At 42.8% G+C, this 24673-nt stretch carries 20 protein-coding genes; 10 read left to right on the forward strand and 10 right to left on the reverse strand.

Annotated elements, in window-relative coordinates:
- The first annotated feature begins 131 nt into the window (after window positions 1-131).
- Window positions 132-848: a two-component system response regulator ArcA gene (gene arcA / locus PR834_RS18135; protein ID WP_004905684.1), complete on the forward strand. Its 717-nt coding sequence runs from the start codon at window positions 132-134 to the stop codon at window positions 846-848.
- Window positions 849-910: 62 nt separating this feature from the next.
- Here arcA and creA read toward each other — a convergent pair whose 3' ends face one another.
- Entirely contained in the window at window positions 911-1387 is a 477-nt protein-coding gene (gene creA / locus PR834_RS18140; protein WP_004905686.1) for a protein CreA, read from the reverse strand.
- A gap of 185 nt (window positions 1388-1572) precedes the next feature.
- Here creA and robA point away from each other — a divergent pair, with 185 nt between their 5' ends.
- Window positions 1573-2487: an MDR efflux pump AcrAB transcriptional activator RobA gene (gene robA / locus PR834_RS18145; protein WP_004905689.1), complete on the forward strand. Its 915-nt coding sequence runs from the start codon at window positions 1573-1575 to the stop codon at window positions 2485-2487.
- Window positions 2488-2530: 43 nt separating this feature from the next.
- Here robA and gpmB read toward each other — a convergent pair whose 3' ends face one another.
- Complete coding sequence (gene gpmB, locus PR834_RS18150; protein ID WP_004905690.1) at window positions 2531-3178, reverse strand: 2,3-diphosphoglycerate-dependent phosphoglycerate mutase GpmB; 648 nt, start codon at window positions 3176-3178, stop codon at window positions 2531-2533.
- Window positions 3179-3230: 52 nt separating this feature from the next.
- Between gpmB and yjjX the strand changes: the two genes are divergently transcribed.
- Complete coding sequence (gene yjjX / locus PR834_RS18155) at window positions 3231-3767, forward strand: inosine/xanthosine triphosphatase (protein ID WP_004914743.1); 537 nt, start codon at window positions 3231-3233, stop codon at window positions 3765-3767.
- 362 nt (window positions 3768-4129) lie between these two features.
- Here yjjX and trpR read toward each other — a convergent pair whose 3' ends face one another.
- The 4 genes from trpR to PR834_RS18175 form a co-directional block, all read right to left on the reverse strand.
- Window positions 4130-4447 carry a trp operon repressor gene (gene trpR / locus PR834_RS18160; RefSeq protein ID WP_004905694.1) on the reverse strand — a complete coding sequence of 106 codons (318 nt, stop codon included), beginning with the start codon at window positions 4445-4447 and terminating at the stop codon, window positions 4130-4132.
- A gap of 375 nt (window positions 4448-4822) precedes the next feature.
- Window positions 4823-6736 (reverse strand): murein transglycosylase, encoded by a 1914-nt coding sequence (sltY, locus tag PR834_RS18165; RefSeq protein WP_262960886.1) that lies wholly within the window; start codon window positions 6734-6736, stop codon window positions 4823-4825.
- 305 nt (window positions 6737-7041) lie between these two features.
- Window positions 7042-7347: a HigA family addiction module antitoxin gene (locus PR834_RS18170; protein WP_112308145.1), complete on the reverse strand. Its 306-nt coding sequence runs from the start codon at window positions 7345-7347 to the stop codon at window positions 7042-7044.
- A 14-nt stretch (window positions 7348-7361) separates the two neighbouring features.
- On the reverse strand, window positions 7362-7643 hold the full coding sequence (locus PR834_RS18175) for a type II toxin-antitoxin system RelE/ParE family toxin (protein ID WP_004905698.1): 282 nt from the start codon (window positions 7641-7643) through the stop codon (window positions 7362-7364).
- A 223-nt stretch (window positions 7644-7866) separates the two neighbouring features.
- Between PR834_RS18175 and ettA the strand changes: the two genes are divergently transcribed.
- The gene (ettA, locus tag PR834_RS18180) at window positions 7867-9534 is read left to right on the forward strand and encodes an energy-dependent translational throttle protein EttA (RefSeq protein ID WP_004914750.1); all 1668 of its coding nucleotides are present in this window, start codon (window positions 7867-7869) and stop codon (window positions 9532-9534) included.
- A gap of 231 nt (window positions 9535-9765) precedes the next feature.
- On the opposite strand, the gene nadR is transcribed toward ettA, so the two are convergent.
- The 3 genes from nadR to serB all read right to left on the reverse strand — a co-directional run bounded on the left by nadR (window position 9766) and on the right by serB (window position 13609).
- A complete protein-coding gene (nadR, locus tag PR834_RS18185) occupies window positions 9766-11001 on the reverse strand; it encodes a multifunctional transcriptional regulator/nicotinamide-nucleotide adenylyltransferase/ribosylnicotinamide kinase NadR (RefSeq protein ID WP_094962742.1) in 1236 nt (411 codons plus the stop codon).
- A gap of 29 nt (window positions 11002-11030) precedes the next feature.
- On the reverse strand, window positions 11031-12416 hold the full coding sequence (gene radA / locus PR834_RS18190) for a DNA repair protein RadA (protein ID WP_110592434.1): 1386 nt from the start codon (window positions 12414-12416) through the stop codon (window positions 11031-11033).
- A 215-nt stretch (window positions 12417-12631) separates the two neighbouring features.
- Window positions 12632-13609 (reverse strand): phosphoserine phosphatase, encoded by a 978-nt coding sequence (gene serB / locus PR834_RS18195; RefSeq protein ID WP_112307945.1) that lies wholly within the window; start codon window positions 13607-13609, stop codon window positions 12632-12634.
- Window positions 13610-13924: 315 nt separating this feature from the next.
- Here serB and PR834_RS18200 point away from each other — a divergent pair, with 315 nt between their 5' ends.
- Window positions 13925-14698 (forward strand): AhpA/YtjB family protein, encoded by a 774-nt coding sequence (locus PR834_RS18200; protein ID WP_110592437.1) that lies wholly within the window; start codon window positions 13925-13927, stop codon window positions 14696-14698.
- Window positions 14699-14724: 26 nt separating this feature from the next.
- On the opposite strand, the gene PR834_RS18205 is transcribed toward PR834_RS18200, so the two are convergent.
- Window positions 14725-15507: an energy transducer TonB gene (locus tag PR834_RS18205; protein ID WP_036958564.1), complete on the reverse strand. Its 783-nt coding sequence runs from the start codon at window positions 15505-15507 to the stop codon at window positions 14725-14727.
- Window positions 15508-15686: 179 nt separating this feature from the next.
- Here PR834_RS18205 and PR834_RS18210 point away from each other — a divergent pair, with 179 nt between their 5' ends.
- The 5 genes from PR834_RS18210 (at window position 15687) to PR834_RS18230 (ending at window position 24646) form a co-directional block, all read left to right on the forward strand.
- A complete protein-coding gene (locus PR834_RS18210) occupies window positions 15687-16223 on the forward strand; it encodes an RNA polymerase sigma factor (protein WP_004905714.1) in 537 nt (178 codons plus the stop codon).
- Window positions 16223-17209, forward strand: coding sequence for a FecR family protein (locus tag PR834_RS18215; protein ID WP_110592438.1), 987 nt, complete (start codon window positions 16223-16225; stop codon window positions 17207-17209). The genes PR834_RS18210 and PR834_RS18215 overlap by 1 nt, the downstream gene beginning before the upstream one ends.
- Before the next feature lie 117 nt (window positions 17210-17326).
- A complete protein-coding gene (locus tag PR834_RS18220) occupies window positions 17327-20098 on the forward strand; it encodes a secretin and TonB N-terminal domain-containing protein (protein WP_272536843.1) in 2772 nt (923 codons plus the stop codon).
- A 62-nt stretch (window positions 20099-20160) separates the two neighbouring features.
- The gene (locus tag PR834_RS18225; RefSeq protein ID WP_004905719.1) at window positions 20161-21867 is read left to right on the forward strand and encodes an ABC transporter ATP-binding protein/permease; all 1707 of its coding nucleotides are present in this window, start codon (window positions 20161-20163) and stop codon (window positions 21865-21867) included.
- Window positions 21857-24646, forward strand: coding sequence for a M16 family metallopeptidase (locus PR834_RS18230; protein ID WP_272536844.1), 2790 nt, complete (start codon window positions 21857-21859; stop codon window positions 24644-24646). Before PR834_RS18225 ends, PR834_RS18230 begins: the two co-directional genes overlap by 11 nt.
- The last annotated feature ends 27 nt before the right edge of the window (window positions 24647-24673 follow it).

The raw sequence follows: 24673 nt of genomic DNA on the forward strand, positions 1-24673 counted from the left end.
ATGGCACTATTGAATTTCAAAACAAATTTATACTCATAAACGTGTTTTTCCAGAGAAAAATATCAATAACCACCTAACTGGAAACGGCTTGTGAGTTCAGTATTTTTATTTTAATACTTTAGGTAGCAACTATGCAGACCCCACACATTTTGATTGTTGAAGATGAAATTGTCACACGCAATACGCTTAAAAGCATATTTGAAGCGGAAGGCTATGTGGTTCATGAGGCAACTGATGGCGAAGAGATGAATAATGTTCTCTCTGAGCATGACATCAATTTAGTCATCATGGATATTAATTTACCAGGTAAAAACGGTTTACTACTTGCTCGCGAACTTCGTGAACAAGAAAGCATTGCGTTAATGTTCTTAACAGGACGTGATAACGAAGTCGATAAAATCCTTGGCCTTGAAATTGGTGCTGATGACTATATCACTAAACCATTTAACCCACGTGAACTGACTATTCGTGCGCGCAACCTACTGTCTCGTACTATGAATTTAGCGGGTGGTACGGAAGAACGTCGTTTAGTGGAAAGCTATAAGTTTAATGGTTGGGAATTAGACATCAACAGCCGTTCATTAGTCAGCCCTGCTGGTGAACACTACAAATTACCACGTAGTGAATTCCGTGCGATGCTACATTTCTGTGAAAACCCAGGAAAAATTCAGACTCGCGCAGACCTGCTGAAAAAAATGACAGGCCGTGAATTGAAACCACATGATAGAACTGTTGACGTAACGATCCGTCGTATTCGTAAACATTTTGAATCAACACCTGATACGCCAGAAATCATTGCAACCATCCACGGTGAAGGCTATCGCTTTTGCGGTGATTTAGACGAATAATCAATTTTGAATTGATATTCAAAAAACCGGCTAAATAGCCGGTTTTTTATCATCTTAATTAATCACCAAGGCATAATCGGTACTGCACTTAACGCATTTTTTGGTGAGCCGTCGATCATCTTATCTGAATAAGTCAAATAAATTAATGCATTACGTTTTGGATCGTAAAAGCGTACAACCTGTAATTTTTTGAAGACTAAAGACGTTCGTTTTTGAAAGACAACTTGCCCTTTCGTCGGTTTGCGTTTGACACGGTCATTTAGCTCAATTGGCCCAACTTGCTGACATGAAATGGCAGCATCAGAGGTGTCTTCTGCTAAACCTAAACCCCCTTTGATCCCCCCTGTTTTTGAACGACTTAAATAACAAGTCACATTGTCAACATCAGGGTCATCAAATGCTTCAACAACAATTTTATGATCAGGGCCGAAAATTTTAAAAACAGTATCGACTGAACCGATTTCTTCAGCAAATGTGATGCTCGGCAACGCTGATAATAATGCTGCAAGTACGATATTTTTTAATCTGGAACGACGCATACTGAATTTCCTATTCAACTAAAAATCGATAAAACCTCGTAGTGGCACAAGATTTATTATTCACTTTCTTAACTAATTATCAAATACAACTCATTTACTATAAACGAAAAAGATAACTTGATATAGAATAGCAATTCATTGATAGATTATATCTGTTCTATAAGTCGCATTGGCTGGGGATATACATGGATCAAACTAATATTATTCGCGACTTGCTTCGCTGGATAGATGACAATCTGGATAAACCACTCTCGCTAGATAATGTTGCCGCAAAAGCGGGCTACTCTAAGTGGCATTTACAAAGAATGTTCAAAGAGGTGACAGACCAAGCGATTGGGGCTTATATTCGAGCTAGAAGGCTTTCTCGTGCAGCGGTTGCATTGCGGCTAACAAGCCGACCAATTCTTGATATTGCTCTGCAGTATCGATTTGATTCGCAACAAACTTTTACTCGAGCCTTTAAAAAGCAATTTAACCTAACTCCAGCGTTTTATCGTCGGAGTGAAGAATGGTGCGCTGCAGGTATTTGCCCACCGATTATTTTAGATAATCACACCAATATTGAACATGAATTCCTACAAATGCCAGCACAAGAGCTGGTTGGCTTGGAACAAAGTTGCTCTTATGCACTAGAAGAGTGGTCGACCGCTTGTTCCCAAATGCGCCAAACATTTTGGCACTACTATTTGGATAATACGACGACTATTGCGTCTGAAGTTTTTGGCTTGCACCATGCCATTCATAATCCAGAAAAAGAAGATGAACAAACGGTATTCTATACCACTGCGGTAAAACCTGAGGATGCGAGTTTTAACACTGACCAGTACACGAGTTTAACGTTACCAAGTGGCCATTATGTTAAATTTTCGTTCAATGGGACGCCAACTCGAGATGCATTACAAGAGTTTTTGTACCAAATTTATGGCGTATATTTGCCTAAGCTGAATTTAACGCGTCGACCAGGTTATGATATCGAACATTATCGATTAAAAAACATCGATTTACGTCATATCACCCCAGAAAATGATGACCCCAAGACACACATCGATACCTTTGATTATTATGTACCAATCAAAACAGGTTCGACCATAACCCCTTAAAGCAGAGGAGTTTCAGTTTGTTGAAACTCCTTTTTCTAAATAGTTAACCTTGTTGCTCATCGAGAGCTGGCTGCGATAAGTGTGTAACCTCACCGGCTGTTTCAACTATCCAACCATTCGCAAGCCATGGGCTATTTTGGTAATCAACACGAGATAACGAACAGTTACGTAAACGTAGACGGCGTTCTGAATAGGCAGGAACCCCCATAATACGGCTAATTAACGTACTTAGCGCAATACCATGGCTAACAATCAGTGGGCGGCTACCTTCAGGCAAATCTAAACAGCTATTTAGTGCTGCAAACATACGTGTATACAGCTCCTCCATTGATTCACCCTCTGGAATTCGTCCTCCACGAGTGCCATCAATTAAGCTTTTGCGCCACTGTTCTTCCTCTGGCGTTAACGACTCTATTGCTCTTTGTTCAAGAACGCCCATATTTAGTTCACGTAGACGCGGTTCTGTGGTAATTTCACATTCGCATACACTTGCAATTATTTGTGCAGTTTCCAGTGTGCGTCCCATATCACTAGTGATAATATGGGTAATGCCTTCTGACTTTATCCTCTCAGCCACCTGCCTTGCTTGCAGTCGTCCAGTGGCGGTCAGAGGGCTATCGGATTGTCCCTGGATGCGACGAGCTAAATTCCATTCAGTTTCGCCATGGCGAACAAGATAAACCTGTAACATAGATGTGTTCCGTTATTACTTTTCGAAGTATGTGTTCAAAGGAAAATAATTAATGTACCAAGTTATAGCTGCAACGACTAATCCTGCCAAAATTAAAGCGATTCATCTTGCTTTCGATGCTGTTTTTGGGGCTGGCAGTTATCAAATTGAAGATATTAATGTCGATAGCAGTGTTCCACAGCAACCTATCGGTAATAATGAAACCCGTACTGGGGCTAGACAGCGCGTTATGGCCTCTAGGCAAGTTCGCCCCGAAGCGGATTTTTGGGTTGGTATTGAAGCAGGTATCGAAGACGATATGACATTTGCTTGGATAGTGATTGAGCATAAGCAAATACGCGGCGAATCTCGCTCTGCCAGTATTATGATCCCAGAAAAAATTCTGGCGGGTATTCGTGAAGGCCGCGAACTCGGTGATGAAATGGCCTTTTTAACAGGCATCGATAATATCAAACAACAAGGTGGTGCCATTGGTTTTTTCACTGATGGGGTATTAACTCGCACTAGTGTTTACCAACAAGCCTTGATATTGGCTTTAGTTCCCATAAAGCATGAAATTTATAAAGAGCTAAACCAAGTAGAAGATTAATTATACTTAAAATAATTAAAATTGCATGTGCGATTAAACACCACTCTTTTCACACTAAAGTATGGGAGACCATACTTTTTTTATGCCTATTTATCTAAAATATAAATACCCTTTATATTCTAAATAGCTCGGATTGTGGGAAAAAAGCGGCAAGAGAGCAGCAGCATACACAAGTATGTGACTAGGGTTAGCAAACGTAGCCAACACCCCTACAATTTGAAATACAATAAATACCAATACGCTAAATAGTTTGGGTTGTGGCTAGGCGGCAAGTGAGGTTATCCCGATGAGCATACACAAGTATGCGATTCGGGTAACCGAATGCAGCCAACAACGCCACAGCGCAAAATATGACGCGTATTTTAGAGAAGTTGCTGCTCTAACCACTCCTTCACAGAAATAGGCGCTGACTTTAAGCTATTCGAACCCCGAGTAATAGTTGCTATTCCCACTCCTAGCTCATTTTTCAGTTCTCTTTGGCTCATTTCACCGCGCATCAGTTCTTGTACAATTTTAACGCGAGTCGCTAACGCTGTACGCTCATCTGGCGTGAGTAATAACTGAAGAACTGGCAGATGAATATCTTGTTCAAATGCCAATTGTAATAAATTCACAAAGCGCAGCCAGTCAGCGTTCTCATCGGCAGTCAGCGCCGGGTCATGTTGTTGATTTGCTGTCATCGTTTATCCACCCATACTATTTAACTAGTACAAATAATAACACACTCTTATTAGAAATCATCAACCAAACGCTTTTCAAGCTTCAACAATACAAAAAATAACCAAATTTCATTTAGTTACTGCGTTAATACGCTAAATAGTTTGAGTTGTGACTAGGCGACCAGCGAGGATAGCTCGGGGAGCATACACCTGTATGCAACTAAAGCTAACATACGAAGCCCCTATAAATCGAAATATAAAAATATGAATACTCAAAATAGTTCGGATTGTAGGTAGGCGGCAAGTGATGCTAAGCCCTAGGAGCATACACAAGTATGTGACTAGGGTTAGCAAACGTAGCCAACACCCCTACAATTCGAAATATGAAGAGTATTTTTAGTATTTCATATTCCATTCATTCGAAAGCAACACCTTACTATTCTTCTGCCCCATAAAATGTCGATAAAATAAATCATACGATAGAACATTTTTCACATAACCGCGGGTTTCTGAGAACGGGATGCTTTCAACAAATGCGACTGCATCAATACGCCCACCACTGTTACCTAACCAACGAGTCACACGGGATGGGCCTGCATTATAAGCCGCACTGGCTAAAATACGGTTATTACCAAATTGCTGATAAACATCTTCCAGATACGCCGTCCCTAGTTCAATATTGGTCGTAGGATTGGTCAACTGGCTCGCATTCACATAATTAATACCTTGCTTTTGTGCGGTATGTTTTGCTGTCGCTGGCATCAACTGCATCAAACCTGTCGCACCAACGGGCGAGCGAGCTTGTGGGTTCCATGCACTTTCTTGGCGAGCAATGGCCATTGCATAGCTTTTTTGAATATCTTTCGACTTGGTATATAAATTGAATTCTTTATCCCATGCTAATGGGAAACGTTCTTCTAGGTGATCCCAAAGTTTAGCTGTGATAGTCGCTTGAACACTGAGGTCAGCCCATTTATTATCAAACGCATAACGAGCCAATTGCTCTTGCTGGTTTGCTGGCAGCGATGCCACTAAACTCACCCATTCAGAACGAGCGAGGTTGTCTAGCTCCCAATACATTAACTCTCTAACCCGCTGAACTTCTGGGAGTTTATTAATGCTTGAGTCTGGCTTAACGGCCGATTTAACATATACGGGGTAATCAATTTCTAAGACTTGTGCTGCGACCATTGGGTAGAAGCCACGCTTTTCCGTTAATTGGCGAAGTAACGTCTCACCTTCTGCTTTTTTTCCTGCTTCAATTAGCGTGATAGCCTGCCAATATTGCCACTCTTCTTTATTTTTAACTTCTGCTGGCAAACGTTTTAACCATGAAGCGACACCGGTTTTATCACCAGCTCCCAACGCTAAACGAACACGACGCTCTTTCAATGACGATGAATTACTTTCTTGAATGGTCTCATCACGCCATTGGGCCTGTTCAGGGGTCACATCACCCATATATTGCCAAGCAATACTGTCTTTAAGTAACTGCTTTTCTGCCATATTCATTTTTTGTGCAGAACTTATGCTATTAAGTACTGTACGAGCCGCATCAGGAGATTGACGCGCATAACGGCTAAAGGCCGCGATGGTGGCTTGGCGAGTAAAATCCGTTGGCGTCATCGTTTTAGCGAATGTCACGACTGAAGCAGGGTCATTTTGTAATTTCACTAGCGCATCACCAATCGTTTTATAACTGGTTGGTAAGCGTTTTGCTAAATAACTAGCAATCGATGTATTGCCCTCTTTTATGGCTAAATTAATACGTTCAAGGGTCATCTCAGGGGTTAAATAACCCGCTTTTTCCCATTCGTTAAATAATTTATCACAAGCACTCGGCATTGAACGGCCATTTAACCAAGCTTTTTCTGCCCCTTGCCAAGCAACTTGTTTATTTCCCACAGCCCAATTAGCAAAATAAAAATTACATTGGGCTTCGGCAGGTTTTGGCGCCTCAGGGCTAAATTCAAGCAACGATTTCCACTCTTGGCGGCGAGCTAGTTCGTTGACAAAGCGTGTTTTGAGATTTTTAGCGACAGGCAAGGTTGGGTAGGTATTAATAAACTCCTGAACTTGTCGTGGCGAGATAATATCCAAGTCTTGAGTTAACTCACGATAAGCGAGATAAGGGTAAAGTGGATAATCATGCAAGGTCGGCAGCAAGCGCTCGACTTCATCCATTTTATTGGCATCCCATGCAACCTTAATTGCCTGATAACGCTCCCGTTGTGCCTGTAAGGAATCCGCCCATACTGCGCTGGAAACCAGCAACATTGTCACAGGTACTGCCGCTAACCAACCTTTCATATTCACTCGCTCCATCGCTAAACTAAAGTCAAAATACAGGAAAGACCTTAACCTATATATACCCCAAATAATTCGAGTTGCAGGCAAGCGACAAGCGACAAGCGAAGATAGACAGGGAGCATAGATAAACTATGCGACTCGGCTAGCTGAGCGTAGTCACTTATACCTCAACGAAAAGCGCTGCGACTTGAAGGATTATGGGTATATTAAACATATATCAATAATGTTAATGCTACCGAAAGTTTTTATTTAGTAACAGCAGAGAGTTCTTGAATTTTTCGACTTTACAGTCTTTTACGTACCATTCAGTCCATGAATGACTTACAACCTTCCCTCCGCGGAAATAAAGGTTTAATGGCGGGGCGTTTTTCCAAAGAAGCTTGCCAAAGTTCATACTGGGCTTGCATCTCAACCCACATTTCAGCACTGGTTCCGAGTGCCATTTCTAATCGTATCGCCATATCTGCCGAAATACCGCTATTACCGTTGAGAATACGCGAGAGAGTTGTACGTGTTACCTCCAATGCTTTTGCAGCTTCAGTGACTGAAATACCCTCTAAATATTCACGTAAAACGATACCCGGATGTACTGGATTATGCATTTTGCTCATTATGTTCACCTTACTTAATGATAATCTTGATAATCAACGAGAATGGCATCTTCACCCTCAAATTTAAATGTGAGTCGCCAGTTTCCATTCACTGATATTGCCCAATGATGCTGCAAATCTCCCCGTTTTAATTGATGGAGATTCCAACTTGGTGCAGACATATCTTGTGGTTTTTTAGCAACATTGAGCGCAGTCAGTTGTACCCGTAACTTTGTTATGTGCTTCGATTGAATACCAGACGTAATGCCCATTTTAAAAAAGTGTTCAATTCCTTTATGTTTAAAACTTTTTATCATGGCCAACTCCTTGTATAGCGTATAGACACACTATACACCCACAAATTGATAATAGAAAGTCATCAAGCTTGTATCACTGAGAGGGATGGATGATCTTCTGATGTTCAGGTATAGTTCTAGAAAATTATATAGCTGTTTATTAAATGCTTTTCAGCCTAAGCTTGTTAAAGCAAAAATAGACTAAAAAACTAAAATTCCCTTTACAAATCAAAAGGTAAATAAATTGGCTCAATACGTCTACAGTATGTATCGGGTTGGAAAAATTGTTCCACCGAAACGTCATATTTTAAAAAATATCTCTCTGAGCTTCTTTCCGGGGGCTAAGATCGGTGTTTTAGGTCTTAACGGTGCCGGTAAATCAACGTTACTGCGTATTATGGCGGGTATTGATACCGATATCGAAGGTGAAGCACGTCCACAACCGGGTCTGAAAATCGGCTATCTTCCGCAAGAACCGAAGCTAAACCTTGAGCACACCGTACGCGAAGCTGTTGAAGAAGCGGTTAGCGAAGTGAAAAATGCATTAACACGCTTAGACGAAGTTTATGCAGCTTACGCGGAAGAAGGGGCAGATTTCGATAAACTCGCGAAAGAGCAAGGCGAGTTAGAAGCCATTATCTCCGCACAAGATGGTCATAATTTAGACAACCAATTAGAGCGAGCGGCGGATGCACTGCGCCTGCCAGCTTGGGATGCTAAAATTGAAAACCTTTCTGGGGGTGAACGTCGTCGTGTCGCCATTTGCCGCTTACTACTCGAAAAACCCGATATGTTGCTGCTCGATGAGCCAACCAACCACTTGGATGCCGAGTCTGTTGCCTGGTTAGAGCGTTTCTTACACGACTACGAAGGTACTGTTGTGGCTATCACGCATGACCGTTACTTCTTAGATAACGTCGCGGGTTGGATCCTCGAACTTGACCGTGGTGAAGGTATTCCTTGGGAAGGTAACTACTCTTCTTGGCTTGAGCAAAAAGATGAACGTTTGGCGCAAGAAGCCTCCACAGAAGCCGCTCGTCGTAAATCTATCGAGAAAGAGCTTGAGTGGATCCGCCAAAATCCAAAAGGCCGTCAGGCTAAAGGTAAGGCGCGTTTGGCTCGCTTTGAAGAGCTCAATAGCGTTGAATATCAAAAACGTAATGAAACCAGCGAGCTATTTATTCCACCTGGGCCGCGTTTAGGGGATAAAGTTATCGAGGTTGAAAACCTAAGTAAATCTTATGGTGATCGCGTTCTGATTGATAACCTGAATTTCTCAATCCCGAAAGGGGCAATTGTGGGGATTATCGGTCCTAACGGTGCAGGTAAATCAACGCTGTTCCGTATGATTTCAGGCCAAGAGCAACCGGACTCCGGCTCAATCACGTTAGGTGATACCGTGAAAATTGCCTCTGTTGACCAGTTCCGAGATGCGATGGACGACAGCAAAACTGTCTGGGAAGAAATTTCCAACGGCCAAGACATCATGCGTATTGGTAACTTTGAAATTCCAAGTCGCGCTTATGTGGGTCGCTTTAACTTTAAAGGCGTTGACCAAGGTAAACGTGTTGGTGAGTTATCTGGTGGTGAACGTGGCCGTTTACACTTAGCCAAATTACTGCAAGTGGGCGGTAACGTCCTGTTACTCGATGAACCAACCAACGACCTCGACGTTGAAACTTTACGTGCGCTGGAAAATGCCCTGTTAGAGTTCCCGGGCTGTGCCATGGTTATTTCCCATGACCGTTGGTTCCTTGACCGTATTGCAACGCATATCATTGATTACCAAGACGAAGGTAATATTACGTTCTTCGAAGGTAACTTCTCTGAATATGAAGATTACAAAAAACGGACGTTAGGCGCGGAAGCGTTGCAGCCACATCGTATGAAGTATAAGCGTATGACCAAATAAATATTCTTCATTCTTCGGATTGCAGGGGTGTTGGCTTCATTTACTAACCCTAGTCACATACTGGTGTATGCTCCTAGGGCTTAGTTTCATTCGCCGCCTACCTGCAATTCGAATTATTTTGAATATTATTATTTGTAGCTTGATCTCAGATCTTATAAGAAATCGTTCTGACTTGCAGAGCAATATCATAGAAACAGCGGTATCATTAGATGCCGTTTTTATTGGATAACTTTATAAATCATCTAGCATCAATAGCTGCTGAACGAGGGTGACGCACTCCAAGAAGCGTGTGTCATAATCTGAAGATTCTACACGCACAAATTCAATATTGTTTTTCTTAAGCATTTCAATGAGTAAGCCTTGGAAAGCTTTCCGGTCTTTATCACTCCCCAAGCTTCTTAAACCATCAGCTACCCAAGGAGTGTTATTCTCTAAAACTATGACTAAATCGAATCGGTATTCGTCTATCAATGCCTGAACAAATGGGTGCTCTTTGCCTTCATAGCGCAAACAAAAAGCTTGAGTCGTGACAAAGTCGGTATCAATAAATGCGACTTTATTAGCATATTTTACTGCAAAATCAATATATTGAGCGTGTCCCAAGGCGATTTTGTCGTAGTCAGAATATTGCAATGCCATCTCATCACCACCTAAGTGACTAAACACATAGTCTCGGCCATATTCCCATGCACTGGATGTATTGAAAATATTGGCTAACTTATTGACTAACGTCGATTTACCACTTGACTCGCCACCAAGAATAGCGACTTTACGCACAAAAAAGGGTTTCACTTCAGTTGGAATATATTCCCAATAACGAAACGGCGCCTGACGAATTTGGTTACCGCTAATATTCATAAACGTGCGCTCAGGGTCAATCAAGATGGTTTCGATACCTAAGTATTTTTTATACCGCGGCACGTCATTCACTTCCCCTGAATAGATAAAACTTGGATTAATATTATGCTTTTTCAAAAAACCTTTCATTCCATCACTCCACACTTCCCAACCGTGTGGATATGGCTCTATACCATTTTCATCAAATGAGTGAATATGAATATTTTTTTGATATTTAAAAGTTTGTAATAACCAGCGTAAACGGTCGCTTACTGTGGGTTGTTGAGACATAGAACTGTTAACAAACAAGTCTTTATCACGGGGTTCATCATGGCAGAGAATGACGTGGAGCTCATCGACTTGGCTACATGCCCGTTGAATCAAATAAATATGCCCAGTATGTAATGGATAAAATTTGCCAAACACCACGCCAATCGTTTTTTGCTGAATAGGGTACTCAAGGCCTAGAAAACGATGCAATGCCGCGATTTTTTGTGCGCTGGGGCTTTTAATTTTGTCGTTAATCAACTGGCTGAGATAGCCTTTGGTCATATCTGTCGCATCCGCAACTTGCTGGAGCGTGTAACCCGCTCGTTTGATTGCGTTTTTAAGATAGTCAAATTCAGCCATGTATTTTCCTTTTACCCTAGATTAAAAGCTTATAGTTCATCCAAAATACTTAATGCGTCCGCTAACTTTTTCACGCCATACACTTTCATATCTGGCGGTGATTTCTTTGGCATATTCGCATGGGGCACAATAGCACGCTTAAAACCATGTTTTGCTGCTTCAGAGATACGTTCCTGACCACTTGGAACTGGACGAATTTCCCCTGCAAGCCCCACCTCACCAAAGACCACCAGATCTCTAGGTAATGGGCGGTCGCGAAAACTCGAAACCAAAGAAAGTAATAGTGCTAAATCCGCACTGGTTTCAGTTACTTTTACCCCACCCACGACGTTGACAAAAACGTCTTGATCTGACATTTGCAAGCCACCATGACGGTGTAATACTGCCAATAAAATGGCCAAACGATTTTGTTCAAGCCCGACCGCAACACGCCGTGGGTTAGACATCATCGAATGGTCTACTAGCGCTTGGATCTCCACCAGCAGCGGTCTTGTCCCTTCCCATACTACCATCACGGAGCTACCTGAGGTAATTTCGTCACCACGACTTAGGAAAATTGCAGAAGGATTACTGACCTCTTTAAGCCCTTGTTCTGTCATGGCAAATACGCCTAACTCATTGACTGCCCCAAAGCGGTTTTTATGGCTACGTAAGGTACGAAAGCGGTTATCCGCATCGCCATCTAGCATGATAGAACAGTCAATACAGTGTTCGAGGACTTTAGGTCCTGCTAATGAGCCATCTTTAGTGACGTGGCCAACCATAATAATGGCAACGCCACGGGTTTTCGCAAAACGGGTAAGGTAAGCCGCGGTTTCCCTGACTTGTGCCACACTGCCCGGAGAGGATTGAATATCTGCCATATGCATCACTTGGATGGAGTCAATCACCATCAGTTTGGGCTGTTCTTGCTCCGCTGTTAAACAAATTTGCTCAATACTGGTTTCTGACAGCATATTGAGTGAGTCAGTCGGTAGCCCTAAACGGTGCGCTCGCATCGCAACTTGTTGAAGTGACTCTTCCCCTGTCACATATAAGGTTTTCATTTCACGGGACAACAAACACATGGTTTGCAGCAATAAGGTACTCTTACCCGCTCCCGGGTTACCTCCAATTAGGATAGCACTGCCCGGTACGACTCCCCCGCCAAGTACGCGGTCAAACTCTTTAAACCCTGTAGTAAAACGAGGAAGTTCTTCAAGGCTAATTTCAGACAGCTTCTGAACCTTACTTACCCCAGCCGCATTACCTGCATACCCCGTTAAACGGTCAGTACGTGATGAAGAATTTGTGGAGGCCAGACGCACTTCCGTAATGGTGTTCCATGCATGACAAGCACTACACTGCCCTTGCCAACGCGGATAATCCGCCCCGCAATCATTACAGACAAATGCCCTTTTAACCCCTTTCGCCACAGCAAACTCCTCTTAAAATTATTCTGTATTACAACCGACGAACCACAGCACTCAAAATGATCTTAAAATTTTGAATACTAATTTGGCTTAATATTCAAAATGGATGGTGTTGTAGCAAGGCGGCAAGTAAAGCTAAGCCCTAGGAGCATACACAAGTATGTGACTAGGGTTAGCGAGCGCGGCCAACACAGCTACAGCGCAATCCATGACGAATATTAGCGTTCTTCGTGTTTGAGGCCCCCACTCAACACACACATCACCCCCATCAGATCTGCATGACGAATCGCAACCTTCGCCCTTGCATACACCTTTGGTTTCGCATGATACGCAATACCCAGCCCTGCTTTACGGATCATTTTCAGGTCATTTGCCCCGTCACCGATGGCAACAGTTTGCTCAATGGGAATTTCCAGTTTTTCAGCCAATTTAACCAAGGTTTGCGCTTTATATTTAGCATCTACAATTGGGCCTTTGACTTTGCCTGTTAACTTACCATTTTTGACTTCAAGTTGATTAGCAACCGCCGCCACAAGTTTCAATCGCTGTTGCAAGTTATTAGCAAAGAAAGTAAAACCACCGGATGCTATCGCAATGTGCCAATTCATCGCTTGTAACTTACGCACAAGGTTCGTTAAGCCCGGCATTAAAGGCAATGTTTCCATCACTTGGTCAAGAATAGCGACGTCGGCACCTTCAAGTAAGCTAACGCGTGCTCGTAAACTTTCCGTAAAATCGAGTTCCCCTAGCATGGCTCGCTCGGTCACTTCAGCAACCTGCTCCCCTACCCCTGCTAAGCGAGCAATTTCATCGATACATTCAATTTGAATCGCTGTCGAGTCCATATCCATCAGTAATAGGCCCGGTGAACGCAAACGTGGAATTTGCCCTAATGGCACGACATCTAATAAACATTCGTCAGCGAGTTTTTTAATTCGAGGTGTAATACTCCCAGCGATTCTGACCACTTGGTAGTCATCAATACGCCACGAAGAGACAATTACGATAGCGATCCCTAATCGCTGTTGGAAATTACTGATACGCGCTTTATCTAAGCCGCGGCCATATAATAACCACCCACTGTCCCCAGCACGATAATCCAATGGCATCACTTCTTCACCACTTAATGACAATGGCAACCCTGGCCATTTTTGGATTTCGTCGGGTAGATAACAATAGGTCAAGCTCGTTGACATGAAAATTAGCTCCTGTAATCGATATACTCGTCATACTTCAAGTTGTCTGGTTGTTGACTACGCTCAGCTAGCCGAATCACATACTTATGTATGCTCATCGGACTATCTTCGTTTGTCGCCTACATACAACTCGAATTATTTAGAGTGTAACTTTTTTATAATGATAAGTTGCGAGCAGCCGAACGAAGCCACTATACTAAATTTTAAGGCTTTGTGACCTTATGTATTTACTGTTAAAACTGAAGATAACCCCATATTCGCTAAAGTATAACGGCATCTTTATACTCAAAATAAGTCGAGAGCACCAATAAAGCAATGAAACTTACCTTTAGGCTCCACAAAACAGTCATTATCGTTATCTGCGTTGCGTTGGTAACTTTACTTATGCATGGTATTTCTTATTTAGGAAATAGCCAAAACCAAGGCAGAATTGAGCAATTTAAACAATTGACTTATGTTCTTGCTGAGCAAGTTGCTTTCAGCTTATCTGATTATATTGTTCCCGGCAGTAAAGATTTTAATTTAGAGCGAATTAATGCCAATTTAAATAACGTGGTGAAAGATAGGTATATTTTAGATGCCAGTATCTATACTGCCAGTGGCACACTGGTCACTCAAGTCGGTGAGCCGACAACGGTAAAAGAACGGCTGGCCATCGATGACAACTCCTCACTACAAAATTTTCAATACCAGCTTGTCGTTCCCATCCAAGGCACAAAAGAGCCGAAAGGCTATTTGCGTTTAACCATTGATACGGAGCTCCTTGCCGCTGAAATTCAACAAGCGGATAACAGCACCAATGTATTACGAATTTTTATTCTACTTGCCTTATGTATTGGCTTCGTTTTAGCAAATACATTACTGCGTTTAAAGAAAAAGAAAGGCCACAAGCAAGCCCCTCCGCTCGTCGTTAATACAGAGGAAAATCAAGATGATAATGGAGATGACGACAGTAATGAAGATGGCAAGCAAGAGAGCAAAGGAACGCCAGCCGCTAAGCCAGCGCGTTTAAAACGAAAAAAAGAACCTCGTCCTTATCGCCCTAAGCGACCGACCCCAAAAAACAGACCAAATTCACCTGATAAATAGCCCTAAAAAGGGCTATTGAGTTGAATTTAAATAGACGTTGTATCGAATACGATTGGCGCAATAAACTCGACCCGGCCATCGACTAGCAATGTCTCTGGCGGGGTAGGAAAAGGCGCAGCACGTGAAATTGTCGCCAACGCTTCTTTATCCAGTATTTTCGTACCGGATGAATTCAATAAACTGGCGGCAATCACTTCACCCCGACTATCCAAAACCACTTTTATATGAGAGACCCCAGTTGAGCGGTAACGCAACGCTGCACGTGGATAGCGTTTGGTCTTAGCTATCCGCTGATGAACCTCACTTTGCCAACCTTGGTGCCCACTCACTGCCGCAGACGCATTACTGGAGAAATTCGCACTGCTACTGGATTCACTCCCTGATGCAGGGGCGGAAGTCACCATCGACTCCTGCGTAGTTACAGGGGCTTCGTCGATCACTTTTTTCTCTTGTGGAATTGTCTTTTTTGGTGGTCGTTTTTTCTCACTGACTTTCGTCAATGTGCCATTATCTACGATCGCAGTTTCAGGTAATTTATCCACCTTTTCAACCACTTCAGGTAATGATTCCTCACGCGTCGTCATGTGTTGTTTAGGGGCATGATTGATTTCAGGCTCAGCCTGCTGTTCAAGCTGATAAACACCCAGCTGCAACGAGATTGCTGGTGGTAATACCCCGGTCTTAGGAATTGAAGAGGTAAACCATCCAATAAAAATGATTGCCAGTGTTCCATGGAAAAGACAACTTAAAACCAAACCGCCTAGTGGACGGAAAATCGGGCGCTCTAACTGGCCCGTCATACTGCTCATATTCTGCCTCACGACTTTATTTTTTGCAGATTATAGGCATAATACAAACAAAAATGATATTCATTATTATTAGTAAAAACACAATTATTAAAATAAATTATTGATTTAAATAATAAAGTAATCTGAGCAGATTATTAATCAGCACAACTGTGCTCTTTTATGACATTAACACCAGTAAAATGACTATTGATAAATCTCTTGCCCGTAAAATTAGCGGTGCGTATCAGTCAACATATAGCCAACTTGTGCGCTTTTTCCGCAATCGGCTAGATAACAGCAACGATGCTGATGATTTATCACAGGATGTGTTTACACTATGGCTAAACCGTAAAGAACAAACGCCTGTAAAAGAGAGCCGCGCTTATCTGTTTAAAATTGCGAATCATGTTTTGATTGACCATTGGCGACGTAACCAGCGCCAAACTAAATCAGAAACATCCATTGATGATGTTACTCATGAACCGCATTTTGAACAAAGCCAAGTTGATCCCAGTGAAATCTTGGAACATCAGCAACGCATCCAACGGCTAAGCGAAGCGCTTGAAACGTTACCACCCCGTCGACGAGAAGCATTTTTGCTGTATCGTTTTGATGGCTTATCTCAAAGCGAGATTGCTGAGCGAATGGAAATTTCAATCAGTATGGTGGAAAAACATATTGCGGCGGCGCTTGTTCACTGTAAAAAACACCTTGATAATCAGGGCAATAATTCGTAATGACACACGACTCTTTGCAAACATCAGATGATGAAAGCCGCATTGATGAAGAAGCCGCGCTGTGGTTTACCCGCATGCACAGCCAACGTATCAGCGCCCTTGAAACAGAGCAATTCAAACAATGGATTGCTGCATCACCTGAACATGCAAAAGCGTATGATGCCATTGCTGGACTATGGCGCGATTTTGATCACATGCCGCGCCCTGCTAGCACAATACTTCCCAAGGAAAAACGCCCTTTTTTTCGCTTATGGCGCCCTTTGGGCAATACCTTAGCAGCATTTTTTATTGCGGCTATTTTGTTTTTGCCATACAGCCACTTACCTTCGATGTTGCTCAATAATATGACCTTAGTGGCAACGGATACGCCTAAAGAAGTTACTTTACCTGATGGTTCCCAGCTGTTTCTTAACCGCAATACCCGGATTCATGTTGCCTATGAAACTCCAGTACGTAACCTGTATCTGGAACAGGGAAATGTTTATTTTAAAGTCAAATCCAACCCCTATCGGCCTTTTATAATTCAAGCTGATAACCGGCGTATTCAAGTGGTGGGAACAGAATTTGAAGTGAACAAAGTCGCTCAGCAAGTTGCCGTTAATGTCAGCCAAGGCATTGTCAGTTTTGAAGATGCAGCAAGCAAACAACCCGTTTTCCTACTTGCTGGTGACAGTGCAGTCAGTCAATCGCCGAACAGCCCAATCGCTCGCCAACACATCAACCCGCTAGATGTGGCTCGTTGGCGTTTTGGTGAATTAATTTTTGTCGATAAACCACTTTCAGAAGTCCTCGATGAACTTAAAAACTATTCATCGATAAATATCGAGCTTTCTCCCGCTCAATTAGCGAAGAGTAAAATCTCAGGTCGCATCAATACCCATCAGCCAGAACAGTTTTTTCAAGCCCTTCCTTCATTACTTCCGGTACAAGTCGTCTATCGAGATAAAAATAACGTATTGATTATTCAAAATAAAAAAAATAAATAAAAAATATTTTCATTTGCAGGTGAGGATAATTCTCATTTCACCCTCTTCTTAACTAGTCATCATTTTGCTGACCTATTTTCGCACACTTTTTGTGCAGCTTAAGAATAAGGGATAACCATGTCTATTCAGTTTACTCAAAGCCGATTAAGGCCGCTCGCCCTTGCTATTGCGGTGAGTAGCGCCATTGTTTGTCAGTCTGCATCAGCACAAGAACTCGCATTTTCACTACCAGAACAATCACTGGCGACCTCAGTGGCTGAAATTAGCCGCCAAGGCCAAATTCAATTGATTTATGATAAAGGTCAGTTAAATGGCTTACGAGCACCTGCCTTGTCTGGTAACTACTCCGCTCAAACCGCATTACAAAAAATACTCATCGGTAGCGGCTTAGAGTTAGTCAATGAAAATGGTGTTTTCGTTATTCGTCAGCAAAATTTAAGCCAAGGCACATTGGTATTACCGGAAACTCAAGTCTCTGGCGTTGTTCAGAATCACCCCGCAACAGATATTATGTCAGCACCGCAATATGTGACGTCTGAAGAGATTAGCCAGAAAAATACCGGTGATGGCAATATTACGGATTTGATGAAAACTAACCCTGCTGTCCAGTTTGCCAATAATGACAGTAACTCGATGAACCAAGGGGAAATCAAGCCTTCCCGCATCTCAATCCACGGTTCAAGCAGCTACCAAAACGCCTATCGCCTTGATGGAGTGAGCTTTAACAACGATTTTGACCCCGCAGACAGTGGTCTCGGTGAAACAGCTACCCGTCTGAGCAGTAGCGACCAAGGGATCTACATAGACAGCCGTCTGATCGACAGCATGACAGTGTATGACAATAATATTCCTGTCGAATTTGGTGGATTTACAGGGGGCACCGTTGAGGTGAACAGCCGCCGCTGGCAAGGGGAAAATAGTGCTCACGCCTATTACCGCTTAACCCGCTCTGGTTGGAATAATTTGTTTCACGATTCATCGCAAGGGATTGATACGACTAAGAATGATACGGCAAATCCTGCTCGTTTCCAAAACCGCTATGATAAAAATGACTTTGGTGGCTGGTTTGAATTAGGAGTGAGTGAAAATTCAGGATTAGTTTTCTCCGCTTCACGTCGTAGTTCGACTATTCCGATGACAGTCACGGGGGGTGAAGCCTTTGTGCTGGAAAATAACCAAGTCGAGCCTATTTTTTCTGATTCAGGTAAAAAAAATCAGCGTCGTACTTCAGATAATTACTTTTTAAAGTATTCACTGGATTTATCCGATAAAAGTTCATTAGATTTATCTGCTAATTACGCCTCTTACGATAGCCGCTTATTTTCTTCGTCTGTCAGCAATTCTGGCTATGATTCAACCCATGATGGATTAGGTTTTACCGCTGTATTTAAACATCAGTTGGATTTAGGCCAATTTGAAATCACTGCTAATACACAAGACTTAAAAGATAACCGTAATAACGACCAGAAATACTCCCTAACGATCAGGGCATTCGACGACAATTGGAATATGATTGAACGCAATAGCGGAGGTCTTGGCGACTTAGAGTCTAAGCAAAAAACTCACGGACTAAAAACCGTGATGCGTTTTAATTCCCAAGAGGATGCGCTTGGATTAACACACCAACCAACACTCGGAGCTGAGGTAAATTACACCAAAGGCACCTATATTCGTGATCAAGACTATTTCCGTTACACCTACACTGGCAATATCATTGATGATGATTTATACGATGGTTACTTAAGTAATGTTACTCGGTTTAAAAAAGGCTCGTACTCTGCGGATTATACCAATTACGCCATCTTCCTTGATGACAGTATTCAATATGGCAAATTGAGTCTGCGCCCTGGAGTGCGTTTGGATCGCGATGATTTTGTCAATCGTACCAATATCGCCCCACGTTTAAGCGGAACCTACGATGTCTTTGGTGATGGCGCAACCCAATTAATAGCGGGAGCTAACCGTTATTATGGCCGCTCAATGCTCACTTATGCATTATACGGTGCACAAAATGACGGTATGCAAAATTGCATGGGCTGGGACAAAAATTTCGCGTGTTCACTTAACCCTGACAATAACAATTGGGATAATCAAAAAGACTATGAAGGGTTAGATTCACTCAAAACCCCCTATAACGATGAGCTGACTTTAGCGCTACAACAAGAAGTTCTTTCTACCACATGGCGTTTACAATATGTGCACCGTGAAGGCTACGACGAAGTCAGAAATCGCACTAAGTACGATAACCCTCGTGACCCAAGTACTCGTAGTATTCGCACCTTTGATAACGGTGGGCGCAGCTCCCACGATACCGTTACATTATCGGTGAAAAATAGTCAACCGTGGGAATGGGCAGAAGCTTCTCATGTCATGAATGCCTCATTCACTTGGCAACAAAGTGAAAGTAATACGCCAAAAGACTCAGGCTACAGCGCTTACGATCCTGCCAATAAAGTGAATCTTAACAAAGTCTGGTATGACGGTAAGGTCATCGATGCGTCAAAACTGCCTTCAACCAGTTTTAACTCACCAATAAAATTCAATTTTGAGCTGACCAGTGTCTGGGACGAATATGACCTCACTTTATATAACCGATTGCAATGGTGGGGTGCACGTAGTCAAGCCGTCCGTTATGACAACTCTTACTATAGCGACCCTGAAGTTGGTCAATTACGTAAGTACACCAAACAAAACTTCGCCAGCAAATATACGTGGGATACCCGCTTAGGTTGGAAGCCTGAATTCGCTCATGGATTTGGTTTCTCGGTTGAAGTGAATAATATCTTGAATAATAAAAATATTGCTGACCGCTTCGTATTTGAAGATCGCGTATTGAAATCTTACGATCCGGGCCGTCAGTTCTGGTTACAAGTCAATTACGACCTGTAATTCCCAGCAATGTGAGCAATAAAACTCGTTAAACAATTAAAACAACAAATGAACAAAACGTCATGAAGACACTGAAACAATTTTTCTATTTAGTAAAACCTTTTTGGGGGCAGCGTGCTGCCCTTTTGTGCTGGATACTGCTGTTTGCCTCACTCGGGCTCACACTGTCATCTGTGTGGTTCAACGTCAAAATGAACATGTGGAACGGCGACTTTTATAACGCCCTACAAAAACTCGACGGCCAAGCCCTATATGGACTGTTGCAGTACTTTGTGATCTTAGTTAGTGGGCTGATTTTTGTCGTTGTGATGGGTAATTACCTAAAACAAATGCTGATTATCCGCTGGCGCAAAGGCATGACTGAGCAAGTACTTAGCCGTTGGTTATCCCCCAACAGTAAACATTACCTGTTAAGGCTGACATCACAAGAACCGGATAACCCAGACCAACGTATCGCTGAAGATATCCGTTTACTGATTGAATCAACATTAAATTTAGTGGTGACATTCCTTCACTCAATGCTAACGCTGATTTCATTTGCCGCCATTCTTTGGACATTGTCTGGCAGCCTGTCGTTTAATTTTGCCGATAGCGACTGGACCATCCCCGGTTATATGTTCTGGGCTTGTATCATCTACACCCTCATTGGTATTGCGCTTACCCAATGGATAGGTTTTCCGCTACGTCGCTTGCATATGGATAAACAGCGCCGCGAAGCGGATTACCGTAGCTCGCTAATTAATTGCCGCCAACACGGTGATGCCATCGCAGGGCAACGCGGTGAAACTCAAGATAGAAAAGAACTGATGGGGCGCTTTGGTGAAATTATCAGCAACTGGAACCGCCTTATTCGCTGTGAAAGAAATTTATCTTTTTATACAGTGGGTTACCAACAAGTTACCGCTTTAGCGCCTGTATTACTCGCACTGCCTAAATTCCTTGCGGGTGAAATCATGTTAGGTGGCTTAATGCAATTGCGCCAAGCCTTTACCAGTGTTGCGACTTCACTCGGTTGGTTTATTTTTGCCTATAAAGAAATCGCCGCATGGCAAGCCACGGTCTCCCGTTTATACAACTTTGTGGTTTTATTGGAAAACGATAACAAAGCGGTGGTTACTATCGACGAAAAATCGCCACCTCTGGTGGCTAAGTTATCCATTTCTACCGCAGACAACCGCTGTTTAATTAATTCCGTGAATATCACCGCCAAACAAGGTGAATTAACCTTGATTAGTGGCCGTTCTGGCATTGGAAAATCCACCTTATTACGTACGCTAAGTGGGCATTGGCCTTTCTTCAACGGTACTATTAGCCGAACAGAAAAAGTTATGTGGATCCCACAGCGTCTCTATTTACCAATTAGTCGGCTTGATAGCTTATTAGCTTATCCCAAAGCGGCATCCCAATTTAGCCAGCAAGATTTTCAATATGCATTGATGTTAGTCGGTTTGGAAAAACTGCATCATCAATTAGCACTCGAAACCGATTGGAACAACCGCCTATCTGGTGGAGAACAGCAGCGCATTATGTTTGCGCGTTTATTGCTCAACCGACCAAAACTGCTTTTATTGGATGAAACCACCTCCGCCCTTGATGAAAACAGCGCATTAGAACTCCTCGCTCTATTGAAAGCTGAGTTACATGACAGCGCCATTGTTTTGGTTAGCCATCAAAGCTTCGTTGCTCAATTTGCGGAACAACAAATATTGCTCGTTGAACCTGCGAGTGAAAAATCCTTAAATACAGGAACGCCTGAATATGCTTCATAAAATTACCTTCGCCACATTAATAAGCATTCTGCTCGGTGGCTGCGTAGGCAGTACATCGGTGAGCCAAAATTCAACCTCATTGTTACCTGTGCGCGGTGACCTTCAACACTACCAACTCGACAATGGGCTGCAAGTTTACCTTCTGCAACGTAATCAACCTGGAGTTGAACTGCGTTTATTGGTCAGTAGCGGCTCATTACAAGAAAATGAACAGCAGCTTGGCCTCGCACACTTTACTGAACATATGGCGTTTAAAGGCACCAAACATTTTCCGGGAACCACGGGGTTCAAACAACTGGAACACCAAGGACTTAAACTCGGTAGCCATGTGAATGCGATCACCAGTTTAAATTCCACACTATATAAATTGTCACTCCCCGAAGCCACGACCGCACAAGTCGCCACAGGCTTACAAGTGATGGCCGATTGGGCATCAAATATGACCTTTGACCAAGAAGCCTTCGAAAAAGAGCGCCCTGTGATTGTCGAAGAGTGGCGCCTACGCCAAGGGATGGGCTATCGCATCAATGACAGCTTAGAAAAATTACGTTACCACGGTAGCCGTTACGTCGATCGCAACCCAATTGGCTCATTAGATGTGGTACGCAATGCTCCGATTGAGCAAGCGAAAGACTATTATCAAACATGGTATCAGCCTCAGCGAATGTCACTATTAATTATTGGTGATTTCAATAGCTCATCAGTACGCAATCAGGTTAATAATTTATTTGCGCTCCCTAAACCTGAAAAAGTGGCAAAAGATGACCCTCAGTGGAAGCAATTTACTAGCACAACCAATATGTTAGTCCAAGGTGTGTTTGATAAAGAGCAAGGGGCGCGTTATGTGCAATTTGCTTTACAAAAGGATGTTAGCGCACCGCTAAATACCCGTTTAGGGCAGTCGGAAGATTTACTGGATAACCTCTGGTTAGCTATTTTAAACCAACGTTTCTCCGTTATGGTGGATAACGGCATTTTGCCGTCGATTAGCATCAATGAACAAGGGGCAATGTTAGATAACCAGCGCTTACAACAGTTGATGATCATCCACCCGAAAGGTAATGATTACCAAGGTGCAACTGAGATTTTATTTACAGAGTTACAACGCCTTGCTACTGAGCCGGTTACCCAAGAAGAACTTGATTCTGCAAAGCAAGCCATGCTGAAAAAATTTAGCCTGCAAGCCGCTTCAGAGCAACGTTATAGTAATGAATATTTAGCAGGGCAACTGACGACGGCGCTTGAATATGACATGCCAATGTGGAATAAGCGCCAACAGTTAGATAACAGCTACCAGTTAATGAAATCCGTTAAGCCGCAAGACTTACAACAGCATGTTGCTAAGTTCCTACAAACTGCTTCCCCGCGTTTAGCATTAATTGGACCTGATACTGATGCCTCTGCGATTGATAAATCAGTATTTAATCAGCAATGGCTTAAAATACGCCAAAGCACGCCGGGGCCATTTACGCTGCGCTCCAAAGCCATTCAACTGCAATTACCCCAATCCATAAAAGGCAGTATTGTTGAGCAATCTAAGCTCCCCGTTGAAAAAGCGGAACATTGGACTTTGAGCAATGGCATTCAGGTAATTGTTAAAACAGACAAAAACCTGAAAGATGATATTCAATTTAACTTGCAATTACCGGGTGGCCGTTCGTTAGAAACACAACAAACGGCAGGTTTAACGGATTGGGCGTTGAAACTTCCTGAAAGCAGCGGTTATGGAAATTACAGTGCGCGTGATCTGGCTCTGCTGGCAAAACAAAACCAAATTAGCGTTCGCCCATACAGTGAATTGCTGACACATGGTTTTCGCGGAAAAGCCCCTGTCGATAACCTCGAAACGGCGCTACAGTTACTCAATTTAAAACTCACCGCTCCGCAATTTAGTGGTGAAAAATTAGAGCAACAAAAACAATCCTTTGCTTTAAACTTATCCAAAACTCCCGTAGAACGCACTTTCCTTGATAATATCAATAAAGAAAGCTATACCCACGGTGAATTTTTAGTGATTAACCCACAGGGCAGCTGGCAACAATTTACTGGCCAGCAGCTACAACAAGCCAACCGCCAATTACTCACGTCAACTGCAGATATGACACTGGTCATTACAGGTGCAATGAATAGCCGTGATCTAAAACCTCTGTTAGAGCAATGGGTTGCCTCACTGCCACACAGTAACCAAAAACTGGTATCTCGCGACCAAGGGATCATGCCAAAAATGACCAGTTTTAATAAAACCTATCCTATCAGCAGCAGTGATAAAAGCATGGTGAGCATTCAATTCGCCTCACCCGCCGTGTGGAACCAACAAGACAGCTTAGCGATTCAATTAATTGATACTATTGTGAGCCAACGCTTACGCGGTGAACTACGTGAAAAAGCCAGCGGGATCTATGCATTAGGTTTCTCACAGATGTTAGCGAAAAAACCGCAACCTTATTACCTCGCTCGCTTGAATTTCACCACCTCACCTGAGCGTGCTGAAGAAATGACGCAAATTGCCCAAAAGACGATTGGTCAAATTCGTCAAACGGGTATAAGTGAAAAAGAATTAACCGAAGCAAAAAATATTTGGCTCACTGAAAATTCACAAGTCACTGATAGCTCGAGCTATTGGACTGAGGCTCTAGCGCAGATTGCCAGCGATGATGGGCAATATCAGCGTTTAAACCAAGAACAAGATATTATTCGCCAACTCACGGTTGAGGATATTAACCGTTTAGCACATCAATATTTAGGGCAGAATTCAAAAGTGTTTATGATGACGCCTTGATATGAGTAAAAATTAGCCCGTAAATAC

It is taken from the genome of Providencia sp. PROV182 (assembly GCF_028480325.1).
Lineage (GTDB): Bacteria > Pseudomonadota > Gammaproteobacteria > Enterobacterales > Enterobacteriaceae > Providencia > Providencia hangzhouensis.

Bases quoted from the DNA above. Each gene is read 5' to 3' on its own strand.
- PR834_RS18225 (WP_004905719.1), top strand. From the start codon at position 20,161: ATGAAGACACTGAAACAATTTTTCTATTTAGTAAAACCTTTTTGGGGG.
- PR834_RS18220 (WP_272536843.1), top strand. From the start codon at position 17,327: ATGTCTATTCAGTTTACTCAAAGCCGATTAAGGCCGCTCGCCCTTGCT.
- PR834_RS18215 (WP_110592438.1), top strand. From the start codon at position 16,223: ATGACACACGACTCTTTGCAAACATCAGATGATGAAAGCCGCATTGAT.
- PR834_RS18230 (WP_272536844.1), top strand. From the start codon at position 21,857: ATGCTTCATAAAATTACCTTCGCCACATTAATAAGCATTCTGCTCGGT.
- PR834_RS18200 (WP_110592437.1), top strand. From the start codon at position 13,925: ATGAAACTTACCTTTAGGCTCCACAAAACAGTCATTATCGTTATCTGC.
- PR834_RS18175 (WP_004905698.1), bottom strand. From the start codon at position 7,643: ATGATAAAAAGTTTTAAACATAAAGGAATTGAACACTTTTTTAAAATG.
- gpmB (WP_004905690.1), bottom strand. From the start codon at position 3,178: ATGTTACAGGTTTATCTTGTTCGCCATGGCGAAACTGAATGGAATTTA.
- yjjX (WP_004914743.1), top strand. From the start codon at position 3,231: ATGTACCAAGTTATAGCTGCAACGACTAATCCTGCCAAAATTAAAGCG.
- creA (WP_004905686.1), bottom strand. From the start codon at position 1,387: ATGCGTCGTTCCAGATTAAAAAATATCGTACTTGCAGCATTATTATCA.
- arcA (WP_004905684.1), top strand. From the start codon at position 132: ATGCAGACCCCACACATTTTGATTGTTGAAGATGAAATTGTCACACGC.
- sltY (WP_262960886.1), bottom strand. From the start codon at position 6,736: ATGAAAGGTTGGTTAGCGGCAGTACCTGTGACAATGTTGCTGGTTTCC.
- robA (WP_004905689.1), top strand. From the start codon at position 1,573: ATGGATCAAACTAATATTATTCGCGACTTGCTTCGCTGGATAGATGAC.
- trpR (WP_004905694.1), bottom strand. From the start codon at position 4,447: ATGACAGCAAATCAACAACATGACCCGGCGCTGACTGCCGATGAGAAC.
- nadR (WP_094962742.1), bottom strand. From the start codon at position 11,001: ATGGCTGAATTTGACTATCTTAAAAACGCAATCAAACGAGCGGGTTAC.
- PR834_RS18170 (WP_112308145.1), bottom strand. From the start codon at position 7,347: ATGAGCAAAATGCATAATCCAGTACATCCGGGTATCGTTTTACGTGAA.
- serB (WP_112307945.1), bottom strand. From the start codon at position 13,609: ATGTCAACGAGCTTGACCTATTGTTATCTACCCGACGAAATCCAAAAA.
- PR834_RS18205 (WP_036958564.1), bottom strand. From the start codon at position 15,507: ATGAGCAGTATGACGGGCCAGTTAGAGCGCCCGATTTTCCGTCCACTA.
- PR834_RS18210 (WP_004905714.1), top strand. From the start codon at position 15,687: ATGACTATTGATAAATCTCTTGCCCGTAAAATTAGCGGTGCGTATCAG.